23 protein-coding genes and 1 tRNA gene are annotated in these 22,935 nt (G+C 71.0%); 4 read left to right on the forward strand and 20 right to left on the reverse strand.

Annotated elements, in window-relative coordinates:
- Nucleotides 1–44: 44 nt before the first annotated feature.
- The 4 genes from SHK17_RS11155 to SHK17_RS11170 all read right to left on the reverse strand — a co-directional run bounded on the left by SHK17_RS11155 (nucleotide 45) and on the right by SHK17_RS11170 (nucleotide 5,389).
- A complete protein-coding gene (locus SHK17_RS11155) occupies nucleotides 45–719 on the reverse strand; it encodes a response regulator transcription factor (protein ID WP_322424393.1) in 675 nt (224 codons plus the stop codon).
- Nucleotides 716–1,900, reverse strand: a complete 1,185-nt coding sequence (locus SHK17_RS11160) for a sensor histidine kinase (RefSeq protein WP_322919244.1) — start codon at nucleotides 1,898–1,900, stop codon at nucleotides 716–718. The genes SHK17_RS11155 and SHK17_RS11160 overlap by 4 nt, the downstream gene beginning before the upstream one ends.
- Before the next feature lie 389 nt (nucleotides 1,901–2,289).
- Nucleotides 2,290–2,922: an NAD(P)-dependent oxidoreductase gene (locus SHK17_RS11165; RefSeq protein ID WP_322919246.1), complete on the reverse strand. Its 633-nt coding sequence runs from the start codon at nucleotides 2,920–2,922 to the stop codon at nucleotides 2,290–2,292.
- 457 nt (nucleotides 2,923–3,379) lie between these two features.
- Entirely contained in the window at nucleotides 3,380–5,389 is a 2,010-nt protein-coding gene (locus SHK17_RS11170; RefSeq protein ID WP_322919248.1) for a family 43 glycosylhydrolase, read from the reverse strand.
- Nucleotides 5,390–5,718: 329 nt separating this feature from the next.
- On the opposite strand from SHK17_RS11170, the gene SHK17_RS11175 reads away from it, so the two are divergent.
- Entirely contained in the window at nucleotides 5,719–6,252 is a 534-nt protein-coding gene (locus SHK17_RS11175) for a GNAT family N-acetyltransferase (protein ID WP_172271816.1), read from the forward strand.
- Between the two features lie 63 nt (nucleotides 6,253–6,315).
- Here SHK17_RS11175 and SHK17_RS11180 read toward each other — a convergent pair whose 3' ends face one another.
- Nucleotides 6,316–6,642, reverse strand: coding sequence for a hypothetical protein (locus SHK17_RS11180; RefSeq protein WP_172271814.1), 327 nt, complete (start codon nucleotides 6,640–6,642; stop codon nucleotides 6,316–6,318).
- Nucleotides 6,643–6,743: 101 nt separating this feature from the next.
- Nucleotides 6,744–7,763, reverse strand: coding sequence for a DUF418 domain-containing protein (locus SHK17_RS11185; RefSeq protein WP_301539528.1), 1,020 nt, complete (start codon nucleotides 7,761–7,763; stop codon nucleotides 6,744–6,746).
- Nucleotides 7,764–8,045: 282 nt separating this feature from the next.
- On the opposite strand from SHK17_RS11185, the gene SHK17_RS11190 reads away from it, so the two are divergent.
- Nucleotides 8,046–8,573, forward strand: coding sequence for a hypothetical protein (locus SHK17_RS11190; RefSeq protein ID WP_172271810.1), 528 nt, complete (start codon nucleotides 8,046–8,048; stop codon nucleotides 8,571–8,573).
- Nucleotides 8,574–9,555: 982 nt separating this feature from the next.
- A complete protein-coding gene (locus tag SHK17_RS11195; RefSeq protein WP_172271808.1) occupies nucleotides 9,556–10,707 on the forward strand; it encodes an ATP-binding protein in 1,152 nt (383 codons plus the stop codon).
- A 739-nt stretch (nucleotides 10,708–11,446) separates the two neighbouring features.
- Here the strand turns inward: SHK17_RS11195 and SHK17_RS11200 are convergent.
- A complete protein-coding gene (locus SHK17_RS11200) occupies nucleotides 11,447–12,136 on the reverse strand; it encodes a GAF and ANTAR domain-containing protein (RefSeq protein ID WP_172271798.1) in 690 nt (229 codons plus the stop codon).
- Nucleotides 12,137–12,404: 268 nt separating this feature from the next.
- Nucleotides 12,405–12,478: transfer RNA gene (locus tag SHK17_RS11205), tRNA-Pro, on the reverse strand.
- A 212-nt stretch (nucleotides 12,479–12,690) separates the two neighbouring features.
- On the opposite strand from SHK17_RS11205, the gene SHK17_RS11210 reads away from it, so the two are divergent.
- Nucleotides 12,691–13,368 carry a M23 family metallopeptidase gene (locus tag SHK17_RS11210; protein ID WP_322919251.1) on the forward strand — a complete coding sequence of 226 codons (678 nt, stop codon included), beginning with the start codon at nucleotides 12,691–12,693 and terminating at the stop codon, nucleotides 13,366–13,368.
- A 16-nt stretch (nucleotides 13,369–13,384) separates the two neighbouring features.
- Here SHK17_RS11210 and der read toward each other — a convergent pair whose 3' ends face one another.
- From der to SHK17_RS11270, 12 genes are read right to left on the reverse strand one after another with little or no spacing between them, the layout of a single operon-like run.
- On the reverse strand, nucleotides 13,385–14,740 hold the full coding sequence (gene der, locus SHK17_RS11215) for a ribosome biogenesis GTPase Der (protein ID WP_172271794.1): 1,356 nt from the start codon (nucleotides 14,738–14,740) through the stop codon (nucleotides 13,385–13,387).
- Nucleotides 14,741–14,746: 6 nt separating this feature from the next.
- Nucleotides 14,747–15,508 (reverse strand): 1-acyl-sn-glycerol-3-phosphate acyltransferase, encoded by a 762-nt coding sequence (locus SHK17_RS11220; RefSeq protein WP_172271792.1) that lies wholly within the window; start codon nucleotides 15,506–15,508, stop codon nucleotides 14,747–14,749.
- Entirely contained in the window at nucleotides 15,505–16,224 is a 720-nt protein-coding gene (gene cmk / locus SHK17_RS11225) for a (d)CMP kinase (RefSeq protein ID WP_322919252.1), read from the reverse strand. Before cmk ends, SHK17_RS11220 begins: the two co-directional genes overlap by 4 nt.
- 11 nt (nucleotides 16,225–16,235) lie before the next feature.
- On the reverse strand, nucleotides 16,236–17,348 hold the full coding sequence (locus SHK17_RS11230) for a prephenate dehydrogenase (protein ID WP_322919253.1): 1,113 nt from the start codon (nucleotides 17,346–17,348) through the stop codon (nucleotides 16,236–16,238).
- On the reverse strand, nucleotides 17,341–17,718 hold the full coding sequence (gene aroH / locus SHK17_RS11235; RefSeq protein ID WP_172271786.1) for a chorismate mutase: 378 nt from the start codon (nucleotides 17,716–17,718) through the stop codon (nucleotides 17,341–17,343). Before aroH ends, SHK17_RS11230 begins: the two co-directional genes overlap by 8 nt.
- Before the next feature lie 57 nt (nucleotides 17,719–17,775).
- Nucleotides 17,776–18,168 (reverse strand): VOC family protein, encoded by a 393-nt coding sequence (locus tag SHK17_RS11240; protein WP_322919254.1) that lies wholly within the window; start codon nucleotides 18,166–18,168, stop codon nucleotides 17,776–17,778.
- A 27-nt stretch (nucleotides 18,169–18,195) separates the two neighbouring features.
- Nucleotides 18,196–19,011 carry a helix-turn-helix domain-containing protein gene (locus tag SHK17_RS11245; RefSeq protein WP_322919255.1) on the reverse strand — a complete coding sequence of 272 codons (816 nt, stop codon included), beginning with the start codon at nucleotides 19,009–19,011 and terminating at the stop codon, nucleotides 18,196–18,198.
- Nucleotides 19,012–19,030: 19 nt separating this feature from the next.
- Nucleotides 19,031–19,834, reverse strand: a complete 804-nt coding sequence (locus tag SHK17_RS11250) for a pseudouridine synthase (RefSeq protein WP_322919256.1) — start codon at nucleotides 19,832–19,834, stop codon at nucleotides 19,031–19,033.
- Nucleotides 19,831–20,577, reverse strand: coding sequence for an SMC-Scp complex subunit ScpB (gene scpB, locus SHK17_RS11255; protein WP_322919257.1), 747 nt, complete (start codon nucleotides 20,575–20,577; stop codon nucleotides 19,831–19,833). The genes SHK17_RS11250 and scpB overlap by 4 nt, the downstream gene beginning before the upstream one ends.
- Nucleotides 20,574–21,503: a segregation and condensation protein A gene (locus tag SHK17_RS11260; RefSeq protein ID WP_322919258.1), complete on the reverse strand. Its 930-nt coding sequence runs from the start codon at nucleotides 21,501–21,503 to the stop codon at nucleotides 20,574–20,576. Before SHK17_RS11260 ends, scpB begins: the two co-directional genes overlap by 4 nt.
- The gene (locus tag SHK17_RS11265) at nucleotides 21,500–21,880 is read right to left on the reverse strand and encodes a hypothetical protein (RefSeq protein WP_322919259.1); all 381 of its coding nucleotides are present in this window, start codon (nucleotides 21,878–21,880) and stop codon (nucleotides 21,500–21,502) included. Before SHK17_RS11265 ends, SHK17_RS11260 begins: the two co-directional genes overlap by 4 nt.
- Nucleotides 21,865–22,857 carry a ParA family protein gene (locus SHK17_RS11270; RefSeq protein ID WP_405030413.1) on the reverse strand — a complete coding sequence of 331 codons (993 nt, stop codon included), beginning with the start codon at nucleotides 22,855–22,857 and terminating at the stop codon, nucleotides 21,865–21,867. The genes SHK17_RS11265 and SHK17_RS11270 overlap by 16 nt, the downstream gene beginning before the upstream one ends.
- Nucleotides 22,858–22,935 lie beyond the last annotated feature (78 nt).

The following is a 22,935-nucleotide window of genomic DNA, read 5'->3' on the forward strand; positions in this document are numbered from 1 at the left end:
GGCCGATGCCTGCTGCCGCTCCGGCGACTTGAGGGCCTGGCCGGTCAGTCGCCGGCGCGGACCAGGCCGGACTGGTAGGCGTGCACGACCAGCTGGGCCCGGTCACGGGCGCCGAGCTTGGCCATCGCCCGGTTGACGTGGGTCTTGGCTGTGAACGGGGAGACGAACAGGCGTCCCGCGATGTCGTCGTTGCTGAGCCCGCGCGCCACCAGGGCGACGACCTCCCGCTCGCGCTCGGTGAGCACGTCGAGGGAGGTGTCGACCGTGTCGCCGTCGCGCGGCTGGGAGAGGAAGCGGCCGATCAGGGCGCTGGTGGCGCGCGGCGAAAGGAGCGACTCCCCCGCGGCGACCACGCGGATCGCCGCCACCAGGTCTTCCGGCTCGACGCCCTTGCCGAGGAAGCCGCTCGCCCCCGCACGCAGGGCGGCGACCACGTACTCGTCGGCCTCGAAGGTAGTGAGGACCAGCACCTTGACGTCGGCCAGGTCGGGGTCGCCGGTGATCAGCTCAGTGGCCGAGAGACCGTCCGTGCCGGGCATCCGGATGTCCATGAGGACGACGTCGGGGCGCGCGGCACGAGCCTGGCGGACGGCGTCCGCTCCGTCGACGGCCTCACCGACGACCTCGAGATCGGGCGCGCTGGCGACCAACCCGACGAAGCCGGCGCGGATCAGCCGCTGGTCGTCGGCGACCAGGACGCGCGTCGTCGCCTCGCTCACGCGGTCACCCCCGCGAGCAGCCGCGCCCGGACGACCCACTCGTCGCCCTCGCGGCCTGCCGTCAAGGTGCCGCCGACCGCCGCTACGCGCTCGCGCATCCCGATCAGCCCGTGCCGGGCCCCCTGGCTCTCGGTGGACGGCCGCTGCACCGGGTTGCGGACCTCGAGGTGGCAGCCTCCGGCGTCCCACTTGAGCATCAGCCGGGCCTTCCCGCTGCCGTGCCGCAGGGCGTTGGTGAGGCCCTCCTGGACGACGCGGTACGCCGTGAGGTCGGTGGCCGGTGGCAGCTCCAGCGGGGTGCCCGTGGTCTCCCAGGTCACTAACAGCCCCGAGCGGCGGGCCCGCTCGACCAGACCGCCGACGTCCCCGAGGCGCGGGGCGGGGGCGGTCTCCAGCTCGTCCTCCGTGGAGCGGAGCAGGCCGAGCAGGCCGGGGACCTCGTCGAGGATGGTCTGGCTGGCCTCGCGCACGTGGCCCATCGCCTCGGCCGCGGCGTCGGGGTCGGCTCGCAGCAGGTGTCGCGCGAGCCCTGCCTGCACGTTGACCACCGCCACGTGGTGGGCCACCACGTCGTGAAGCTCGCGGGCGATCCGCAGCCTCTCCTCGGCGACGCGGCGCTGCGCCTCCTCCTCACGCGTCGCCTCGGCCTGACGGGCCCGCTCGTGCGCGGCGGCGACCATCGCACGCTGGTTGCGCACCGCGATGCCCGACATGGTCGCCAGTCCGCTCCACGGCGTCATGCCGTAGGCCAGAGCATCGATCACGTTGACCGAGCCCAGTCCCAGCAGCGCGACCCCTGGGGCCAACGCGGACACGACCCCGGCTGCGGCGGCCCTCCCAGTCGGGCTGGTGACCGCGACGGTGTAGAGCGCCACGCACGCGGGCAGGAAGGCAGGGGTGGTGCCGCCGGCATCCACGACGGCCACGAGTCCGACTGCCGTGGTGAGCAGCCACACCGGCCACGGAGCCTGTCGTCGCAGGACGAGCAACAGGCTACCGGCCGTGAGGCTGATGAGGGCCACCGTGGTGAGCTCGAGGTCGACGTCGGCGGCGTCGGGGCGCGCGGCGTACGGGATCAGAGCGGTGACGTTGACCAGCAGCGCGAATGCGGCGTCCGACGTCGTCGGGTGCCGCCGAAGCCAATCGCGGTAGCCGGCCACCTGGGACGCGCCGCGACTCATGCCGCGACTCTAGGCGGACGGTGCCGATGCGGCATACAGCAGGCGCAGTACGCGCGGTCGGCCTCCCCGGCGGTGGGGGTCAGGAGGGGGAGGTCGGTCCTGGACCGGCCGTCACGACAGACGAGTCGAACGGCGGGTGCCCCTGACCCCTCCCCCGCACACAGTTCGCGGGGCGATGCTCTCCCCACTGCCCCCGGCGTGGCTGTGCCACGCTCCCAGCGACGTCCGGCTGCGGGACCCGGCGACGGACCGGAGCTCGCCTGCCAGCCCAGGATCGACCTCATCGAGGACGACGACGCAGCCATCGCGGTCGTCTCCGTGATCCCTCCGGGCGGCAGGGGTCCCGGACCACCCGGCCGCTCAGCGACCACATCGGTTGCAGGGCGGCTTCACTTCGCAGTGGCGAAGAACGGCGCCTGCCGGACGTAGGACCCCTGATCGATGACGTCGGCCACGAAGGCTGCGAGATCGGCTCGGACCACCTGGGTCGACCGCGTGGAGCGGTGTGCGAAGTGCTCCAGCCTCCCTGTCGCCGCCCCGTCGACCAGGCGCGGCGTGCGGACGAGCGTCCAGTCCAGGTTGCTGGCGGCGTAGACCTCGTACTCGGCCGGCTTGTCCTTGATGACGTCGCCAGCGAAGGTCTGGATCGCCTTCGAGATCATCCGGGCGGACAACGACTTCTGGTCACCCGGCACGTCGATGCCCGCACCGCTGACGCCGACGAAGCGACGTACTCCGGCGCGCTGCATGGCCCCGACGAGCGCCGTGGCGGTGTCGGTGTGGAGCGATGCTTCCTTGACGGTCGGCCCCAACGCCGACACGACGGCGTCGGCTCCGGTGACCAGACGGTCGAGGTCGGCCGCGCTGCGGCTGTCACCACGCACGACGTCGACGCGTTGCGCCACGTCGCCCAGCCGCACCGGGTCCCGGACGAGCGCGACCACGGTGTGGCCTCGCCGGAGCAGCTCTTCGACCAGAGGGCGGCCGGTGCGGCCGGTGGCACCCAGGACGACGATCCGCATGATGTCTCCTTCAGTCACTACGAGGACCGAGGGTGGGCCTTGGCGAGCGAGCCAACCGGGGGCTACCAGCCGCCTTACCGAGTCCTCATGAGTGTCGCCTCTGGACCCACGTCCTACATCGGTGCGCAGATCAAGGTCCGCGTCACGCCCTCAACGCAACCCGTACCGGCCGCTCTTGCCCGCCACGCCACCGTGCAGGACGGGGGCCGGGTGTTAGCTCAGGTGCGTTGCGTCGACGGCTACGTCAAGGCAGTCAGAATGCGCGTACACAGCGTGGCGTGACCCGCCAATGGGCATCCGGACATCGGCAGATCCGGGCGTCCCGCACGCCGTCGCGCGACTGGTCTCTCCGATGCTCAGGGGCGGCGAGGCTGGCCGAGATCCGCCGGGGTGTCGCCTACGACAGCTACACCGATCGCTGCCCGGGAGCGGGGCCCGCGGGGGCCCCTGCGTCGTCTCAGTCGGCCAGGGACCAGGTGCGCACGTAGTCGAAGCGGGCGGTGAGGTCTTCCGGTCCGCCCATCGACACCAGGCCGATCTGCGGGTCTGGGCCGAGCTCGCTGTGGGTCCAGGCCCCGCCGCGCACCCAGCGGACACCGTCCTGGCTGGTGTACGCCGTGAACCGGTCCGCGCCGTCGCTGCCGGCGCCCGCCTCGCGGACGATCCGCAGCCACGTCTCGTCGCCCGGGGCGCCCACGACGGTGTTGCCGTAACGCGGCTGTCCGGCCGGAGCGCTCGGGACCTCCTTGGCGAACTCGGTCTGCCGGGTCTCCCACAGGGACGCGTGGGTGAGCTTGAGGAACGCGTCGTCGGAGCCGTAGACCACCAGGCCCGCCTGCACGAAGTTGTAGCAGTCCAGGCCATCGGCGCCCGCCTCCGGGGGACAACCCTCCGGCGGGACGTCGAAGGCGACCTTGGTCTCCACCACGTAGTCCCCGGGCGGTGCCGGTCGCGTCAGCACCGAGGCTGTGTTGCTGTCGACGTACAGGTCCGCGTCCTGCACGTCGAAGGCGAACCTCCCTCTCTCCAGCCGCGCCGACGCCGCGTCGCCGCGCACCCACTGCCAGCCGGCGAGCTCCTGAGCGTCGAACTCGTCGGAGTACTGCGCCAGCAGCGCGCCGGGGACGTGCGGCGGGACAGGGTCCGGCGTGTACGTCGACGCCTGGCCGTCCTGCGCCGCGGGCGCCGGCATGGGCTCGTCAGAGGCCCAGCGACCGGCCCGCACCATCGGCCAGCCGCCCTCCCAGTCCACGGGGTCCAGCAGGGCCGGCCGCTTGGTGAAGCTCGTGGTGCCCGCGAAGTACGGCTCGAACCGGTCGACCGCGTGGTAGGCCATCCACCACTGCCCCGCCGCGTCCTGGAACGTGGAGTTGTGCCCGGTGCCGACCCAGCGATTGCCGTTCATGCTCAACGCGGGCGTGCCCCCGACCCGGCCGGCGAGCAGCGAATTGCCCTCGCGGTCGAGGAACGGTCCCATCGGGCTCGCCGAGCGTGCCGTGAGCACGCTGTAGCCGGTCAGCGGGCCGTTGCAGCAATTCGTCGCGGAGCCGAAGTAGTAGTACCAGTCGCCGTACCTGACGACGTTGCTGCCCTCGTAGCGGTTGCCGATCACGATCTGCCGGCCGGCCGGGCCGCGCAACTGCGCGGCTGCGGCGCGCTGCTGCTGGACCGGGTCGAGCTTCGGCTTCTCATCGGTGCCGGCGGCGATGGAGCGTTCCGGGCCCGTGGTGACCATTCCGTTGCCGGTCAGCGTCACCGCCTGCGCGAACACACCGCCGTAGTAGCTGCCGTAGTAGAGGACGCTGCGCGAGCCGACGCTGTCACCGAGCACGTCGGGGTCGTACGTCCAGTAGAAGTCGCACCCGGGGCCGGCGCGCCGGGGGTCGACCAGCGGCTTCTCGCTGACCTTCCACGGCCCGGTGGGGTTGCGGCTGACCGCGACGCCGAGGGCGCTGTCACCGCCGCAGCCCGCCTCGCCGCTCACCTCGGTGGTCGTGTCGGTGACCACGAAGGTCAGGTAGTAGCGCTTCTTGGTCTTCGAGTAGACCAGGTCCGGCGCCCACATGGCGGCCTCCGGCGCCGCCCAGGACGGCTTCTGAGGCAGGGCGTCGCCGACGTACTCCCAGCTGACGAGGTCCGTGCTCCGCAGCATCGGGATCGGGTGGAACACCGGCGAGCCGTCCGCGGTCTCGGAGTCATTGAGGGGGTCGGTCGTGCAGTACATGAACCACGTGCCGCGGTCCCTCCCCTGTCCCCGCAGCACGACAGGATCGGCGCAGTTGTCCACGGAGCCACCAGAAGCAATTGTCGGCGCTAGCGGGTTCTGGTACGAGCCGGGCTCGGCCGGCGCAGACACCTGGGCCGCGGTCAGCATCGGCGCCGTCGACGCCGGTGGCGCGAAGGAGACCAGGAGCGACGTCAGGACGAGGGGGGCGACGGCGTGCGCCAGCCGCGAGATCCGAGTCATCCTGTCAGCATGCGGTCCACCTACAACGTTGTAAAGAGCGCCATCGCCGACGCACTCGAATGCTTCGCGTCCGGCAACCGCATCGCCCAGCGAAACAACCGGCGCCACGAGCGAGCACTCGGACCACAGCACGCGAGTCACGATCGGATTTTGCAAACTGTGTGACGGCGGCTCCGTGATCGAACACGACCGCATCTGCCGCGTTGAGGGCGGCTACGCTCGCCCGGATCTGCCGCGATCCGATCGACCGGATCTGCCGATGACCGGATGTGCCGACGACCTTGTTGAAAGATGTGTAGCGACACGGGCAACACAGACTTGGGGGGCGCATGCTGGAACTGGTGGTGCCGTCACCGAGCTTCCGCGAGTCTTGGCTTGAGTCCAGAGACGAGTGGGGCAAGGGCGTTCCTCAGTCCAACTCTGGTCTGACTGTTATTGACACGGTTGACTCTGTTGAGGGCTTCCGTGTCTGGACAGAGCGCCTGCGCGCTGAGGCAGATCATGGCGTGCCGTCGCCGACGGGACGTGTGCACGCGACCAACTTGTGGGTCGTTGAGGACGGAGCGTATGCAGGGGCCATCCAGGTGCGGCACTACTTGAATGACGCTCTGCAAGAAACCGCAGCACACATCGGCTACGGGATTCGTCCCTCCGCTCGTGGGCGCGGGATCGCGACGTGGGCTTTGCGCGAGGCCCTTCCCATCGCGCGTGAACTCGGACTGGATCGGGTGCTGGTCACATGCGACAGCGCCAACGTAGCTTCCAGGAGGGTCATCGAGCGGAACGGCGGGGCGCTGGAGGACGAGCGTCCGACTTCCCGTAGGTCGGAGCGCCGCTATTCGATTTTGCTCGGCGGCCGATAGGGAGGCTCCTTCTCGCACCATCTCAAACGCCCGGATCTGCCGATGTGCGGACGGCTCCCGAGTTCAGTCGATGTAGTCCTCAAGAGCGAGGGCTACGTCCAAGCGCCACCGCTCCTGAACCCTTTCGATTGCGTCCGAGACGTCGTCCGAGGTCTGAACTGCGCCATGGAGCAGGTTCGGCGGGGGTGTCGACTCGACATCACACTCTGAGCGCAAGTGTGACCAGTCCATCTCCAGAAGCCGCGTCTGGACTTCGTCAACCATGTCGGACAGGCGCTCTCGCTCGGCGGCGAGTAGGGCATCAACGCCCCGTCGAAACTCGCCGGTCATGACGTCAGCTGGGTCTGGCAACCCGACGGTATGAAGCACGCCGTTGCTGTCCACCCACATGGGCCAGAGTCTGGCAGGCACGACGGCCGAGTGTCCGGATCTGCCGCGATGAGCGCCCAGTTCTGCCGATCGGCCAGCACGAGGCACTCGTAGACGCAACCTCACTCGACCGGCTTCATCCTGGCATCGTTGATGAGCCCTGGTGGGGTGGGTCTGCTGACACGGCGCATGAGGGCCTCGATGGGGCCGCTTCCCCGCCACGTGCGCCACGGACCAGCCACTAGCGCGAGAACGGCCAAGTAGCCGGCTGCGACGCCTGTAGCTGTTCCAAGGTCCCAGTCAGCTGTGCGGGCCAGCACAGTGAACAGCAGCGCGTGGCCTACGTAGGCCGTCAGCGGCATACCGCCGGCTGCGACTAGAGGCGACCACCAACCCGCCTTGCGCGGCACGATCCGAAGACACAATGCAAGAACGACAACGGAAAGTCCCATGGTCGATACGAGCGCCGCCGCTGGCTCGACGCGACCCTCGACCTCAGTGATGTCCCACGCACCCGTGTGGGCAAGAAAGGCCAGTGCTGGCAGGGCCATGAGTGCGCCGACGGCGCCCAACCTGACCAGGTACGCATCGTTCGTAAGGTCTGCTCGACCGATGACTAGCCCGATGCAGAGCAGGGGGACCATTTCCCCGACGAGAAGCAGGACGTTGGTCAAGGTGTCGTCTGCGAACGGACTAGCTGCCAAGCGCAGGACACCTGCTGCGGCCACGACCGCCGCGATGGCCAACAAGGACCGACTGTCGAGCCGCATTAGCAGCACCGCAACGACGAACAAGACGCCGTAGAACACGAGAATCAGATCGCCCCAGCCAACTAACGCGAGCCCGGTTCCGAGCAGCGCGAGGAACAGCGCCCGACGCAGAAGCACCCCTGCACCGGCCCCCTGACGGCGGGACATGAGAGCGACCCCCACACCGGCGAGTAGGAAGAAGAGCAACCGTGCTCGGTTCGTGGCGATGCTCTGGGAGATCTCCAGCCAGAGCGCCGCCGAACCCGCCGCGTCCTGCGCTAGGACATCGCGTGCATGCACCAGGACCATTCCGGCAACGGCGAGGAAACGAGCCATGTCGAGGCCAGGGAGGCGGCTGAGGCTGGGAGTGCTGCCTGGTGGCGGGTTGACCATTCATCAACGGTGGGCGATGGACCGACACCTGACCATCGGGATCTCCCCTGACTCAGCCACGAGAACCCGTGATCAAAGCCCCTAGGTCCCAAGACCCGAGTCATCCGCTCATGCCGCGGTGAGTGCGCAGAAGTAATGACGTGCTGGTCGAGGCCCAGCCGTGGTGGAAACGCAAGTCTGGGCCGCTACCAAGGCCTATGCTTCCGAGCGATGGTCGTCCCCTTTCCACCTCCGTTGACATCGGTCCCCGAGCCGGTCCCAACGCGGTGGTCACGACGCCGCGTGGTGACCACGATGTTGATGGCCGCTGTCGCGGTCGCCCTCGGCGCGGCCGGATGGTGGGGCGCTCACCCACCGCAGATCCTTGCTGGTGGCTACGGTTTCGAGTCCTCCCGAGACCCTGGTCAGACTTTCTGGACCTCGCTAGTCCACTCCCAGTCCGATGGCGCCGAGGAGGTGGTCATCACCGGGCTCGCACCGCGCATCCAGACGGACACCTCTGGCGCAGCCGTGGACTACCTGATCTGCGTGCTGAACACGGAGGTGCTGGCAGACGAGGGCGTAGGAGGCTTCATGTTCGGGGGACGAGACCGCGATGTCGACCACTACTGCTCAAGGACTCGCCCAGCCATCGGGTCGACACTGCACCTGCGCGCCGACCCTCCGGAAGAGATCATCGTCGGCATCACCCCAACCCGACATGGCCGCATCGTGATTGCCGACCACCGCATCGCTTACACGGTCGGATGGCAACGCGGTCATGCCACGATCAACGTCTCGACGAAACTAAGGTCGCCCCAGCAACCGTGAGAGCCCGGGGCAGGTGCGACGCCCGGATGCAAGATGGTGCATACGCGACACGGACGAGTCGAACAACCGGATCTACCGCGATGGGAGTGCGCGGATCTGCCGACATGCGTGCGCCACCTCGTCCGTTCTCTGTCCCGTCTCTCGTGGGACAGGTAGCCCCATATGAGCGCAGGAGGCGGGCGGTTGACCGCTTTCTCGGATGCGCGCACGCTGATGCTTGAAGCAGGAGGTATGCCGTTTGAAGAGCGTCTTGTGCCGTGTCGGCAAGCACGACTGGTCTGACAGGACCAACGATGATGGCGAGCGTTACCGCGAGTGCCGTCGTTGTGGGGCGATCAAGGACGACGAGTTGCCACCTGATGTCGGCTCGGCTGCCATCGTCACCGGTGGCGGATGAGCGCGCGGTGGTAACCGCCCCGATCTGCCGCGATGAGTGAGCTCGAAGGGGTGCGTCACTTCGCCGCCTGCCGGCGGAGTTCACAACGTCCGCTCAAGGCGAGACTGAATCGTCGACGGGGGCGAGGGCGACCACCGGGCCGGCCTCCGACACCGATGGGCGGACGGTGGTCCAGCTGCGTGCAGAGGCGACGAAGCAAGGGGCTTCGGGCTACTACCGTATGTCGAAGGCGCAGCTGGTCGCCGCACTCGACTGACCGGGCTCGGCTCGGACGGGTCACACGCGTCGGGCCGCACCCCGGTACGCCAACGGCGGAGCATCGGCCCGTCGTCCGGACACGCGGCGTCTCGGCCAACGCGCTCGGCCGTACGTGCGACAGGCGCCGCCGCGCAGTCGCGGTTCCAGAGGGTCTGGCACGGAACTCGGGTAAGCACCGCCGGAGGACCGCGAACGCCGGACGCAGCCGTGCTGTCTGGCTCCATGGTCATCGTGCGATCTTTCCTGCGCCGGGACCGCACGAATCGAGGGGATGAATCTGGGTACGTTCTGCAGTCCGCCCAATCGAGCAAGAACAGGCCTAGTCCAGTGACTTCTTTCCCCCATTCCTCGTCGAGCACCGACGAGGCCTGGGAGACCCGCGAGCTGGCCCAGTTGCGCGGAACCGTCTATGCGTTCCGCGTTGACGCCGACGGCACGCCGTCATTCCCTTTCGTATCTCAGGCCTGCACTGACCTCTACGGCTTCACCGCCGAGGAGGCCATGGCGGACGTCACCCTGATGCACCAAGCCGTGCACAGCCACGATCAACGGCGCTTCAACGAAGCGGGCCAGCACTCTCTGCGCACCCTGCAGCCCATGCGGTGGGAGGGCCGCATCATGCGAACCGACGGTCGCGAGGTGGCCGTCGTCGTCAACTCTCAGCCCCGGCGCGACGAAGCTGGCAACACCGAATGGGTTGGCGTCGTCACCCAACAAGCCGACTCCGCGATCGCTCCCACCACGGCATCTTCCCGGGACGCCGCCCTCTCCGACGTCCAATCAGACGCGATAGCCATGCTGGGTCACGACGTCGCCGGACCGCTGACGGTCATCGTCGCTTCAGCGGAATTCGCGCTCGATGAACTGACCGAGACGTCACCTCGACCGTCCGCGCACGTGGACGGGACCGCTCTGGAACGTCGGCTCCGGACAATCCTGAAGCAGGCGCAGCGGCTCAGCGATCTCCGCGACGACCTCCTCGCCACCGCAGCCGCAGACGCGCACGTCATTCGAGCCGAACCGGTCACGGCAGACGTGCTGCCCTACCTCCGCGCAGCGGCAGACGTCGAGGGGACGGCCGCCAAGCTGGTCGTCGATTGCCCCAGTGACCTGTACTGCCGGGTACAGCCCAGCCACCTCACACAGATGCTCACCAACCTCGTCGGTAACGCGCTGCGGTACGCCGCCAGCGAGGTGACGCTCACCGCATCCCCAGCAGGTAGTCGTGTGCTCATCACCGTCCGAGATGACGGACCGGGAGTGCCCCCTGAGGTCACCGCGCGCCTATTCCGACGGTTCAGCCACGCCGGGATGAGCGCCCGGCCCCCGGGCGCCGGATCCGGGCTCGGTCTCTACATCGTCCGCACCCTCGCCACGGCCAACCAAGGGACGGTGCTCTACACGCCGGGCAAGCAGGGGGCAAGATTCACGATTGCCCTGCCGGGTGCTCGACCATTCAGCGGAGACTCGTCAAGCTGAAACAGCCGTACTGACGGTGTGAACGCCAGACCGAGGTCCGATGTGCGGCGAACGAGATCGCCACGAAGCCATCGATCCCAACCCCAGCACGGCCGGGCGCGTGACCGGCCGCCCGTGCATCGCGCTGGTGGTGGCGGCTCGGGGAGCCGCTGCTCTGGACCCCCCGAGCCTCGCCAAGCGAGCGTCCATGGCCGGCCGAGTGACTTGATGGTGTCGTACCCGCAAGCGCCCGAACCATCCCCACCGAGGCGTGACTCACGTCCGCACCGACGCTGAGACGCGGCGCGTGCGCTCCACCGCTTTCCACCGCAAGGTGATCGAGACCGCCGCCGACACCAGCGACCAACGGTCGCTGCCGACCGGTTGCAGCACGACCTGGGTGACGGTCCCCTGATCTCGACGAGGTCTGGGAACACCCCGCCCTCTACCCCCCCCCCCCCCCCCCCCCCCCCGCGCCACTGGCCCACCGCCGCGGGGGGCGAGTTGCGGTCCACCGGACTGCTTCCCCAAACCCCGTCGACCTAGCACAGCCACAGGGCGCGCTGAACGCGTTCCGCGTGACACCCCCAGGATCAAAGCGGACACGAGCACTCGTCGGCAGATCGGATGCCCCCACTCATCGCGCGGTCGTGACGCTGTTCTCGGGCGCCGGAGCGCCTGGGCAGCGACGCGCCGGGGGCGATGCCCAGGCGCCCTGGTGCCACCTCGAGCTGCGGGTCGCGCTGCTGGGACTTTGTCGTCAGCCAGGCAGCTGGCGGGTCTGCACAATCTCGGCAGCAACGTCGCGCACCTTGCGGTTGAGGTGCGAAGAGAGCCTGACGAGTACCGCGAATGCGGCGGGCTCTTCGAGTGAGAAGCGCTCCATGAGGATGCCCTGGGCGCGCGCGATCGTGCTCCGTGTGTCCAACGCCACGGAGAGGGTCTCGATCTGCTGGGCAGCTCTGATTGCCACCGAGACGTGGGCGGACAGGGCGAGTCCATACTCGTGGTCCTCCGTCCCGAACCCGTCGGCGGTGCGCGAGAAGAGGTTGAGTGCGCCCACGTTGTCCTCGTCGGTGAACAGCTGGAACGCCAGGACGCTCTTGAACCCGGTCTCCTCCACCACCTTCGGAGCCCAGGTCGGCCACCGAGGGGCATTCGCCAGGTCGGGAATGTAGACGGTCTGCGTCTCCTTGATCGCGTCCCAGCACGGCCCCTCCTTCAGCTCGACCTCGATCTCATCGACGCGCTTGGCGCCATCCCCGGTTGCCGAAAGGTTCTCGATCACCCCGCTGCCTCGCACGATCAGCAGCGCCGCCGCATCGCAACCGTCGATGTCTCGTACCGCCAGCTGAGTGGCCGTGTCCATCAAGTCGTCGCTCTTGCTCATGCTGCTCTGAAGCTCGCGCGCGGCATCTGCCATCAGCTCGGGCAGGGTTGGGTCAGACATGGCCGGGAGGTACCCCTTGATCGGCTTGTGCAGTCCCCGCCCGGCGCTCGGGCCGGTAGACAGGGCCGGTCGAAGCGCATGACATCACCGACCGGGGGGCGCCGGGCTGGCCGACTCTCACGCCCGACAGGGCGAGCTACCGGGCCGCTGGTTCGGCACGTGTGCCCCGCGCAGGTTTTCGGTGAGTTGAGGCGGGATCAGCCGAAATGGTTCACGTACGACAGTGGCCCCCGACCTGCGTTTCCGCAGGTCAGAGGCCACTTCTCGGTCGGGCTGACAGGATTTGAACCTGCGACCCCTTGACCCCCAGTCAAGTGCGCTACCAAGCTGCGCCACAGCCCGAATGCTCCCCGGCACGAGGCCTGCGGAGCGAGGGGAACACTACCGCAGCCCCTGCGGACGCACGGAATCGACCCGCCCACGTGCGTCCGCAACCGCGCTCGTTGCGCACGTTCGGGGGGTTCACATGGCCCGACCGGGTCATTCCGCGGCGATCGGCACCTGCCGCAGGCACAGGCGACGGACCATGGGTCCTCAACCTGTGGGGAGCCTCCGTGTCACACCTTCTGCGCCGTGCCGGCCTCGTGGTCGCCGTCGTCGCCGCGGCCGCGGGGCTCAGCCTCACCGCGCCCCGGGCCGACGCCGTCGCTCCCGAGACGGTGGTGCGCGAGGTGGCGGCCCCGCGGAGCGCCGCGCTCGACCTCGCCCGGCAGGTCCGCGAACGGCAGCAGACGCTGGCTACGCTCAACCGCCAGGCCGACGCGCGCGACCGGGCACTGCTGGGTCGCCAGGCCGTGCTCGCGACCTACGGCTATGTCGGCGACCCCGACGCGGCGCGCGTGGTGCTGCCGCTGGCGTCGTACGGCCTCTCGGCCGGCTTCGGACTGACCGGACCCCTCTGGGAGGCCGAGCACGGCGGCCAGGACTTCAGCGCCTCGGCGGGCGAGCCGCTCGTCGCGGTCGCGGCCGGAGAGGTCACCGACGTCGCGTACGCCGGCCCCTACGGGCTGCGCACGATCCTCACGCTGCCCGACGGCACCGAGGTCTGGTACTGCCACCAGACCGACGTCTCGGTGCAGGTCGGCCAGCTCGTCGACGTCGCCGAGGCCATCGGCACCGTCGGCTCGACCGGCAACTCCACCGGTCCGCACCTCCACCTGGAGGTGCGACCCGACGGCGCGGACCCGGTCGACCCGCTGGAATGGCTGGTCGAGGCCGGGCTCACGCCCTAGCGCCGCCCCCCACGCCTCAGCGCTTGCGCTTCTCGCGCGGCTTCTGGTTGATCACGATCGGCGTGCCGACGAAGCCGAACTCCTCGCGCAGCCGGCGCTCGATGAAGCGCTCGTAGGCCGCGTCGAGCTTGCCGCTGGTGAACAGCACGAAGGTCGGCGGAGCCGTGGACGGCTGGGTCGCGAAGAGGATCTTGGGCTGCTTGCCGCTGCGCACCGGGTGCGGGTGCTCGGCGACGAGGCGGCCGAGGAAGGTGTTGAGCGCACCGGTGCCGATGCGCGTCTCCCAGCCCTCGAGCGCCTTGTCGATCGCCGGCACGAGCCGGTCGACGTGCCAGCCGGTGCGGGCGGTGAAGTTGATCCGCGGCGCCCACTTCAGCTGCACGAGGTCGCGCTCGATCTCGCGCTCGAGGTAGTAGCGGCGCTCCTCGTCGACGAGGTCCCACTTGTTGAACGCGATCACCATCGCCCGACCGGCGTCGCGGATCGTCTGGATGATGCGCATGTCCTGCTCGGAGACCGTCTCGCTGGCGTCGAGCACCAGCACGGCGACCTCGGCCCGGTCGATCGCGGTCGTGGTGCGCAGGGAGGCGTAGTACTCGTGGCCCGAGGCCTGGTTGACGCGCTTGCGGATGCCGGCGGTGTCGATGAAGCGCCAGGTGCGCTCGCCGAGGGTGATCAGCTCGTCGACGGGGTCGACGGTGGTGCCGGCCGCGTTGTCGACGACGACCCGGTCCTCCTGGGCGAGCATGTTGAGCAGCGAGGACTTGCCGACGTTGGGCTTGCCGACGATCGCGATGCGCCGCGGGCCGCCCACCTCCTCGAACGACTCGGCGGGGGTCTCCGGCAGCGCCTCCAGGATCGCGTCGAGCATGTCTCCCGAGCCACGACCGTGCAGCGCGGAGACGGGCCACGGCTCCCCCAGCCCGAGGTTCCACAGCCCGTAGGCCTCGGCCTCGGTGCGCTGGTCGTCGACCTTGTTGGCGGCCAGCACGACCGGCTTGCCGGACGCCCGCAGGATGCGTACGACGGCCTCGTCGGCGTCGGTGATCCCGACGGTCGCGTCGACGACGAACAGCACGGCGTCGGCCAGCGAGACCGCCACCTCGGCCTGGCCGGCGATCCGCTCGGCCAGCCCGCGCGCGTCGGGGTCCCAGCCGCCGGTGTCGACGACGGTGAAGGCGCGTCCGTTCCAGTTGGCGTCGTAGGAGACGCGGTCGCGGGTCACGCCCGGGCGGTCCTCCACCACGGCCTCGCGCCGACCGATGATCCGGTTGACGAGGGTGGACTTGCCCACGTTGGGACGGCCCACCACGGCCAGGACGGGCGTCGGGCCGGACTCGGCCTCGACGGCGACGGTGTCGTACTCACTCATGCGTGATCACAGCTCTCTACGGTGCTCGACGAGCCCGGTGTCGGGGTCGTCCTCGGATTGTCCCGCAGGAAGGGGCCCGGGCAAGGATCGGCGCGTCTGCGAGAGGGCGCTGTCCAGCTCGGACAGCATGTGTCCCCTCAACAACACCGACGTGGCACCCACCTGTTCCCGGGTGCGCGGCCAGGGCTGCTGTGTCGTGTGCCACGGCCGTCCGAAGACGACGTCGATCGCTCCCCCGCGCTCGGGCAGGGCGTTGCTGCCGCCGCCCGGCGGGCGGGTGCCGATCATCGTGACCGGCACGACCGGCGCCCCCGAGACGAGGGCGAGGTAGGCGGCGCCGTGGTGGAACCGGTGCAGCTCCCCGTCGCCGCGCGTGCCCTCCGGGAAGATGCCGACCACTCCCCCGTCCCGCAGGACCCGCAGGCACGAGCGGACGGCACCGGGGTCGGGGTGGTAGCGGTCCAGCGGCACCTGCCCGGTCCGGCGCAGGAACCCGCCGAGCCGGCCCTCGAACATCTCCAGCTTGGTCAGCGCGTGCACCGGCCGCGGCGCGAGGACCGCCAGGAGCGGGCCGTCGATGATCCCGACGTGGTTGGCGGCGAGGATCACGCCGCCGCGCGGCGGCACGCGGTCGTCCCCGTGGACCCGCACCCGCCAGCGGCGACGTACGAGCCAGCCGGCGGGCGGCCGCAGCGCGCGCAGCAGCCGGGTGGCGGGGTGCTGCTCGCTGCTGCGCGGCAGGTCAGCGGGGACCTCGGTCCCCGTCACGAGCCCTCCCGGGCCTCCGGTGCGACCTCGGCTCCCGCGCGGGCGGCCAGGTCGACGATCGTGTCGATCACCTCGGCGAGGGTGAGGTGGGTGCTGTCGACGTGGACGGCGCCCTCGGCCATGGTCAGCGGGGCGGTGGCGCGGCCGGAGTCGATGCGGTCCCGCTCGAGCAGCGACTGCTGCGTGCTGGCCACGTCGGTGCCGCCCTGCTCCGCCGTACGCCGCTGGGCGCGCGCGTCCGGGTCAGCGCTCAGGTAGACCTTGACCCCCGCCTGCGGCCAGACCACCGAGCCGATGTCGCGACCCTCGACCACGATCCCTCCGTCGCCGATGACCTCGCGCTGCAGCTCGAGCAGCCGCGCGCGGACCTCCGGCACCGCGCTCACCGGGCTGACGGCGGCGTTGACCTCGTCGCGGCGGATCTCGATCGAGACGTCGGCGCCGTCGACGGTGATGGTGGGGGCCACCGGGTCGGTGCCCGACTCGATGCGCGGGCGTCCGGCGGCGGCCGCCACGGCGGCCACGTCCCGTACGTCGACGCCCTCCCGGAGCAGCCACCAGGTCATCGCGCGGAACATCGCACCCGTGTCGAGGTAGCGCAGCCCGAGGCGGGCGGCCACGCCGCGCGACGTGCTCGACTTCCCCGAGCCGGAGGTGCCGTCGACGGCGATGACGAGACGGTCCCCATCGAGGGAGGTGCTGTCGGCAGGAGTCACGGGCGAGAAGATTACCGGTGGGTCGTCCAGCCGCGGGACTCGAGAGCCGCGAGCAGCCGATCGGCGCTGACGCGGTCGACGACCAGCTCGGTGAGACCGACGGGCCGTGCCGGGTCGTGGTCGATGTGGACGTCCTCGATGTTGACCCCGATCTCGCCGGCGTCGCCGAAGAGGCGGGCGAGCTCGCCCGGGTGGTCGGGGACCGCGACGAAGACCGAGCGCGTCGGCCGCGCCGGGCCGCCGTGCTTGCCGGGGATCGCGGCCGTGCCGGCGTTGCCGCGGGCCAGGATCTCGACCAGGTCCGGCCCGGTCCCCGTGACGGGACCGGACTCGGCGGACGGTGCGGCGACCGCTGTCATCAGGGCGTCCAGGTCGGTGCGGACCTCCGCGAGCAGGTCGAGCACGGCCGACGCGTTGGCCTCGAGGATCTGCTGCCACAGGGCGGGGTCGCTCGCCGCCACGCGGGTCACGTCACGCACCCCCTGGCCCGACAGCGCCAGGTGCTCGGCCGGCGCGGCGGCCAGCCGGCCGGCGACCAGCACCGCGGCCAGGTGCGGCAGGTGCGAGATGCGCGCGACGGCGCGGTCGTGCTCCTCCGGCGACATGCGGATCGGCGCTGCCCCGCACTCGAGGACGAGGGACTCGACCAGGCCGACGGCGTCGGGGTCGGCCGCCGCGTGCGGCGTCACGGCCCACGGACGGCCGTCGAACAGCGCGGCACTGGCGGCCAGCGGCCCGGAGCGCTCACTGCCCGCCATCGGGTGCGAGCCGACGTAGCGGGCCAGCTCCCCCGGGCCCACGCGCGCGGCGACCGACGCGAGCGGCGCGGCCTTGACGCTGCCGACGTCGGTGACGACCGCGTCGGTGCGGTGCAGCGCGTCGACGACGGCCTCCGCCACGGCGGCCGGCGGCACGGCCACGACGACCAGCTGCGGCCGGTCGTCGGGCGTCGCTGCCCGGCCGGCGCCGAGCCCGTGGGCGGTGCGGAGGTGCTCGACGGAGGTGTCGCGGAGGACGACGTCGAGGCCGAGCCGGCGGCAGACGAGGGCGACCGACGCGCCGATCAGTCCGGCGCCGACGACCTCGACCGGCCCGACGAGGGCCGGCAGGGCGTCGTCAGTCATGGCTGGTCGTCCGGCTCAGGTCGCGGCGGAGGTTGGCCGCACCGTGCAGGTAGACGTGGGTGACGTCGGCCCGCGGCAGGTCGGTCTCGACGTGCGCCATCAGCCGCACGACCCGCGGCATCGACCCCTCGATCTCCAGCTCGCGCGCACACACGAGCGGGACGTCGGAGAAGCCGAGCTGGCGGGCGGCGTACGCCGGGAACTCGCTGGTGAGGTCGCTGGTCGCGGTGAAGATGATCGAGATGAAGTCGTCCACCTCGAGGTCGTTGGCCGCCATCACGTCGGTCACGAGCTCGGCCACCCGGTCGAGCATGTGCTCGCGGGTGTCCTCCTCGAGCTGGGTCGCCCCACGCACTGCCCTCACTGCCACGGGGAGGAGCCTAGGCCAGCCCGCCGGGGCGTCCGCGCCGCGTCTCGCCCGTCGACGTCAGGCGGGCTGGTAGGTCCCGAAGGACCAGTGGTTGCCCTCCGGGTCGGTCACGCTGCCCCCGCGCCCCCCGTAGTCGTGCTCGACCATGGGTCGCACCACGGTGGCCCCGGCGGCGACGGCCGCATCGAGGACCGCGTCCGGGTCGGGGGTGACGAGGTACGCCGCCGCCGGCCCGGTGCCGGTGATGGCGCTGTCCTCGCGGTCGGTGCCGAACATGATGCCGCCGCCGCCCGGCCACGCCCACTCGGCGTGCACGACGACGGAGGCGACCTGCTCGTCGCGGTAGGTCGCGTGCTCGGTGAAGCCGATGGCGCGCAGCCACGCCATCATGGCGTCGGCGTCGCGCACCGAGAACGTGTGCCACAGGGTGGTGCCGGAGACGTCGGTCATGGGTCCTCCTCGTCGGGGTGGTGGCCCTCAGCCTCGCTCGGCCCGGCGGTCGGTGGCTTGGACGTTCGGGAACTCCCGCCGCACCCACTCCGTCGGGCTGCACCCCGCGAGCTCGGCCCACTCCCGCGCCAGGTGTGCCTGGTCGGCGTAGCCGGACGCCGCCGCCACCGCGGCCACCGACACCCCTCCGGTGAGCGCCGCGTCCCGCATCCGCGCGTGGGCACCGCCGAACCTGGCCAGCCGCTGGTAGACCTTGGGGGCCACGCCGAGCTCGTCGCGGACCAGGGTGGACAGCCGCCGGCGGCTGTAGCCGACCTCCGCGGCCGTGTCCGCGACGGGTGTGCCGCGGGTCAGCAGGGCCATCGCGCGGGCCACCTCGGGCCGGGGCGCGGGCCGCTCGTGGCGGCGCAGCGCCTGCAGCAGCGCCCCCTCCAGCAGGTCGAGCCGTGCGCGCCACGTGGTCCGCTCCCCCAGCTGGGTAGGGAGGTCGCCGAACCCGGGGTCGACGTCGGGCAGCTCGGCCAACTGCCCCGCGAGCGCCGCGGCGGGCACTCCCCACAGCGCCCGGGCTCCGGCCGGCGTGAGCGCGAGCTGGATGCCGCGCTGCCGCACACCGTGGTGCACGGCCGCGGCGCGCGTGTGGAGCCCCGACACCGACGTCCAGCCGGAGGTCCGGGTCTCCGGGGCGGCGTCCCACGACACCGCGAGCGGCTCGTCGAGCGGCAGCACCCACGTCAGCTCGGTCGACGGCATCCCGATGTGGATCCCCGAGCCGTCGAAGGCGACGTCGTACGCCACCAGCGAGCGGACGTAGGGCGCCAGCGCGGGGTGCACGGTGGCCATGGCGCCACCGTACGCCCGCTCAGAGCTCGGCGCTGTCCATCAGCTCGCCGAGCTCGGCCACCGTCAGCTCCCGCATGTCGCCGGACCGGAGCCTGGCCAGCGTGACCGGCCCGATCGAGGTGCGGGTCAGGCGGCGGACGGGGTGTCCGACGTGGTCGAGCAGCCGGCGCACGATGCGGTTGCGGCCCTCGTGGATGGTGAGCTCGACGAGCGAGCGGTTGCCGCCCTCGCGGCGGGGGTCGCCGCCCAGCACCCGCGCCTCGGTCACCGTCACCGGGCCGTCGTCGAGCTCCACGCCCGCGAGCAGCCGGCGGATGGTGCGCAGGTGCACCTCGCCCTCGACCTCGGCGACGTAGGTCTTGTCGACCTCGTGCGAGGGGTGGGCCAGGCGCTGGGCGAAGTCCCCGTCGTTGGTGAGGATGATGAGGCCCTCGGTGTCGGTGTCGAGCCGTCCGACGTGGAAGAGACGCTCGGGACGCTCGGCGACGAGGTCGCCGAGCGAGCGACGCCCCTCGGGGTCGCTCATGGTGGACACGACGCCGCGGGGCTTGTTGAGGACGAGGTAGACCTTGTCGCTGATCGGCGGCAGCCGCTTGCCCTCGACGCGGATCACCGCCGTCCGCGGGTCCACCTTCGTCCCCAGACGGGTGACGACCTCGCCGTCCACCTCGACGAGCCCGTCGAGCATCAGCTCCTCGCACTTGCGGCGGCTGGCCACCCCCGACTGCGCGAGCAGCTTCTGCAGCCGGATCAGGCCGTCCTCGTCGGTCGCCGGCCGCTGCGAGGACGGCTGGTCGTTGTCGGGTGCGTCGTGGGGCTTCACGTGACCTCGGTCCCGCCGTCGGGCTCGGTGCCGGCACCGCTGTGCGGCGAGCTGTGGGGGTGGTGGACGGGGACCTCAGGAGCGGCGGCGGGCTCGGGAGTCGGCTCGTCGAGCCCGGCGACGCTGGCCAGCTCGTCCTCGAGGTCGTCCATGTCGGGCAGGTACGGCGCGAGCTCGGGCAGCTCGTCGAGCGAGGTGATCCCGATGCGCTCGAGGAAGTAGGAGGTGGTGCGGTAGAGGTGGGCACCGCTCTGCTCGTCGTGGCCCGCCTCCTCGACGAGTCCGCGGGACAGCAGGGTCCGCATCACGCCGTCGACGCTCACGCCGCGGATGGCGGAGACGCGCGCGCGGGAGACGGGCTGCTTGTAGGCCACGACCGACAGTGTCTCCAGCGCGGCCTGGGTGAGCCGGGCCTGCTGTCCCTCGAGGACGAACGACTCCACCACGCCGGCGAACTCCGGTCGCGAGTAGAAGCGCCAGCCGCCGGCCACGGACCGCAGGTCGAAGCCGCGGCCCTGCTCGGCGTACTCCGCGGCCAGCTGCACGAGCGCCTGCTCCACGTCGGTGACCGGGTGGCCGACGACGGACGCGAGCCGGACGGTGCCCAGCGGCTCGTCGGAGACCATGAGGATCGCCTCGAGCGCCGGCCGCAGCTCGGCGACCGCCACCGCGAGCGTGTCGACGGCGTCCTCGGTGACCGGCTGGTCGGACGGTTGGTCCGTCGTCACCTCGGCCTCGCTCACTGGTCCTCCTGCTGGTCGTCTGCTGCGCCGGTCGCGGGTGCGGGCGGCAGGGGGACATCCTCGTCCGCGTCGGGCGCCCCGTCGAACTCGTCGGTGATCTCGACGTCGCCGTCCTCGTCGCCGGTCCAGCGGACGGTGAGCTCGCCGAGGGGGGTCACCTGGTCGAACGACACCGCTCCCTCGCGGAACAGCTCGAGGAGGGAGAGGAACCGCGCCACGGTCGTGAGCCGGTCGGGCGAGTCGCCGCACAGCGCCCGGAAGGTCATGGTGCCGCTGCGGCGCAGCCGGTCCACCACGATCTGGCCCTGCTCGCGGACGCTGACCTTGGCGGCGTGGATGTGCTGCAGCGACACCTCGAGGACCGGCTTGGGCTCGAGCGCGCGTGCCGCGAGCCGGGCGAACTCGTCGAGCCCCATCCCGATGAGCACCTCGGGCAGGAGGGTGGCGAAGCGCTCCTCCAGACCGACCGCGCGAGGGTGGCTCCGCGACTCCGCGGCCAGGCGCTCCTCCATGACCGAGGCGACCTGCTTGAACGCGCGATACTGCATGAGCCGGGCGAAGAGCAGGTCGCGGGCCTCGAGCAGCGCCAGGTCCTCCTCGTCCTCGACGTCGCCCTGCGGCAGCAGCCGCGCCGCTTTGAGGTCGAGCAGCGTGGCGGCGACGACCAGGAACGACGTGGTCTGCTCGAGGTCCCAGGCGCCGCCCAGGTTCTTCACGTGGGCGATGAACTCGTCGGTGACCTGCGACAGCGCGACCTCGGTGATGTCGAGCTTGTGCTTGGCGATCAGCCCGAGCAGCAGGTCGAACGGCCCCTCGAAGTTGTCGAGGCGTACGGCGAAGGCCGGCGTCTCGCCGCCCGGCTCGAGCCCGGCACCGGTGGCGAGGTCCGGACCGGGGCTGCTGGCCAGCTCGGGCGTGGCGCTCACTCGTCCAGCAGTCGCTGGACCAGGGCGCTGTCGGCGCCCTGGGTCTCGAGGTCGGCGAGCACGAGCGCGAGCGCCTCCCGCACCAGGCGGCCGCGGTCCACGGCGAGGCCGTGGCGACGCAGGGTCAGCCGGGCGTGCTCGATGTCGAGCAGCTCGTCGGCGGTCACGTAGACGGTCATCTTCTCGTCGTGGCGCACCCGCCCGCTGGGCCGCTTGGGCCCGGTGGGCTCCACCACCTCGACCGCGACCTCGGCGTCGTCGGCGACCGCGCGGACGCGGCGCGGCCGCTGCTCGGGTGCCGGCTGCGCGCCCGTGGTCGGGTCGGTCGTCAGCCGGAACAGGTCGTCCGCGGCCGGCATGCTCACTCGGCGGGCCACCGGGTCAGCACCTCCCTCGCGAGCTGGCGGTAGGCGTCGGCGCCGGTCGACGACGAGGCGTACGAGGTGATCGGCTCGCCGGCGACCGTGGCGTCGGAGAACTTCACCGTCCGGCGGATGACGGTGTGGAACACCTTGTCCCCCCACGCCGAGACGAGCCGCTCCATGACCTCGCGGCTGTGGAGCGTGCGCCCGTCGAACATCGTGCCGAGGACCCCGTCGATCTCCAGCTTGGGGTTGAGCCGCTCGCGGACCTTGTCGATCGTGGTCTTGAGCAGCGCCACGCCGCGCAGCGCGAAGTACTCGCACTCCAGCGGGACGATCACGCCGTCGGAGGCCGTGAGCGCGTTGACGGTGAGCAGGCCGAGCGAGGGCTGGCAGTCGATCAGGATGATGTCGTAGTCGGCCAGCGCGGGGGCCAGGACCCGCTGGAGGGTCTGCTCACGCGCCACCTCGTGCACGAGCTGCACCTCGGCGGCCGACAGGTCGATGTTGGAGGGCAGCAGGTCCATGCCCTCGATGCCCGAGGGGACCACGACGTCGTCGAGCGTCGTCTCGCGGTCCATCAGGAGGTTGTAGATGGTCAGGTCCATCTCGTGCGGGTTGAGCCCGAGCCCCACCGACAGCGAGCCCTGCGGGTCGAAGTCGACGAGCAGCACCCGGCGGCCGGTCTCGGCGAGGGAGGCACCCAGGTTGATGGTGGTGGTGGTCTTGCCGACCCCGCCCTTCTGGTTGCACATCGAGATGACGCGGGCGCCGCCGTGCTCGGTCACCGCCGCGGGCTCCGGGAAGACCGGCATCGGGCGTCCCGTCGGGCCGATCGTCACCTCCGCCGGGGACTCGACCGTCGCCTGCGCGGCAGGCGCGACGACGGGGCGTTCGAAGGGCAGGGGCTGGGTCACGGTGTGCTCGTCTCGGGGGGAAGGACGCGACTGGGCGGGTGGCTGGGGTTGGGGAGGTCGGACGAGCGGCGGCATCTCGGAGGCACTGCTGCCCGCGTTCGAACCGGGGAACCCCGCACCGCTCATGTCCACTCCTCGACTTCGTCCTGGGCT

The organism is Nocardioides renjunii (genome assembly GCF_034661175.1).
GTDB classification, from domain to species: Bacteria; Actinomycetota; Actinomycetes; order Propionibacteriales; family Nocardioidaceae; genus Nocardioides; species Nocardioides renjunii.

Coding starts and splice junctions, on each gene's coding strand:
- SHK17_RS11160 (WP_322919244.1), bottom strand. CDS start 1,900: ATGAGTCGCGGCGCGTCCCAGGTGGCCGGCTACCGCGATTGGCTTCGG.
- SHK17_RS11165 (WP_322919246.1), bottom strand. CDS start 2,922: ATGCGGATCGTCGTCCTGGGTGCCACCGGCCGCACCGGCCGCCCTCTG.
- SHK17_RS11170 (WP_322919248.1), bottom strand. CDS start 5,389: ATGACTCGGATCTCGCGGCTGGCGCACGCCGTCGCCCCCCTCGTCCTG.
- SHK17_RS11175 (WP_172271816.1), top strand. CDS start 5,719: ATGCTGGAACTGGTGGTGCCGTCACCGAGCTTCCGCGAGTCTTGGCTT.
- SHK17_RS11180 (WP_172271814.1), bottom strand. CDS start 6,642: ATGTGGGTGGACAGCAACGGCGTGCTTCATACCGTCGGGTTGCCAGAC.
- SHK17_RS11185 (WP_301539528.1), bottom strand. CDS start 7,763: ATGGTCAACCCGCCACCAGGCAGCACTCCCAGCCTCAGCCGCCTCCCT.
- SHK17_RS11200 (WP_172271798.1), bottom strand. CDS start 12,136: ATGTCTGACCCAACCCTGCCCGAGCTGATGGCAGATGCCGCGCGCGAG.
- der (WP_172271794.1), bottom strand. CDS start 14,740: ATGAGTGAGTACGACACCGTCGCCGTCGAGGCCGAGTCCGGCCCGACG.
- SHK17_RS11230 (WP_322919253.1), bottom strand. CDS start 17,348: ATGACTGACGACGCCCTGCCGGCCCTCGTCGGGCCGGTCGAGGTCGTC.
- SHK17_RS11240 (WP_322919254.1), bottom strand. CDS start 18,168: ATGACCGACGTCTCCGGCACCACCCTGTGGCACACGTTCTCGGTGCGC.
- SHK17_RS11245 (WP_322919255.1), bottom strand. CDS start 19,011: ATGGCCACCGTGCACCCCGCGCTGGCGCCCTACGTCCGCTCGCTGGTG.
- SHK17_RS11270 (WP_405030413.1), bottom strand. CDS start 22,857: ATGCCGCCGCTCGTCCGACCTCCCCAACCCCAGCCACCCGCCCAGTCG.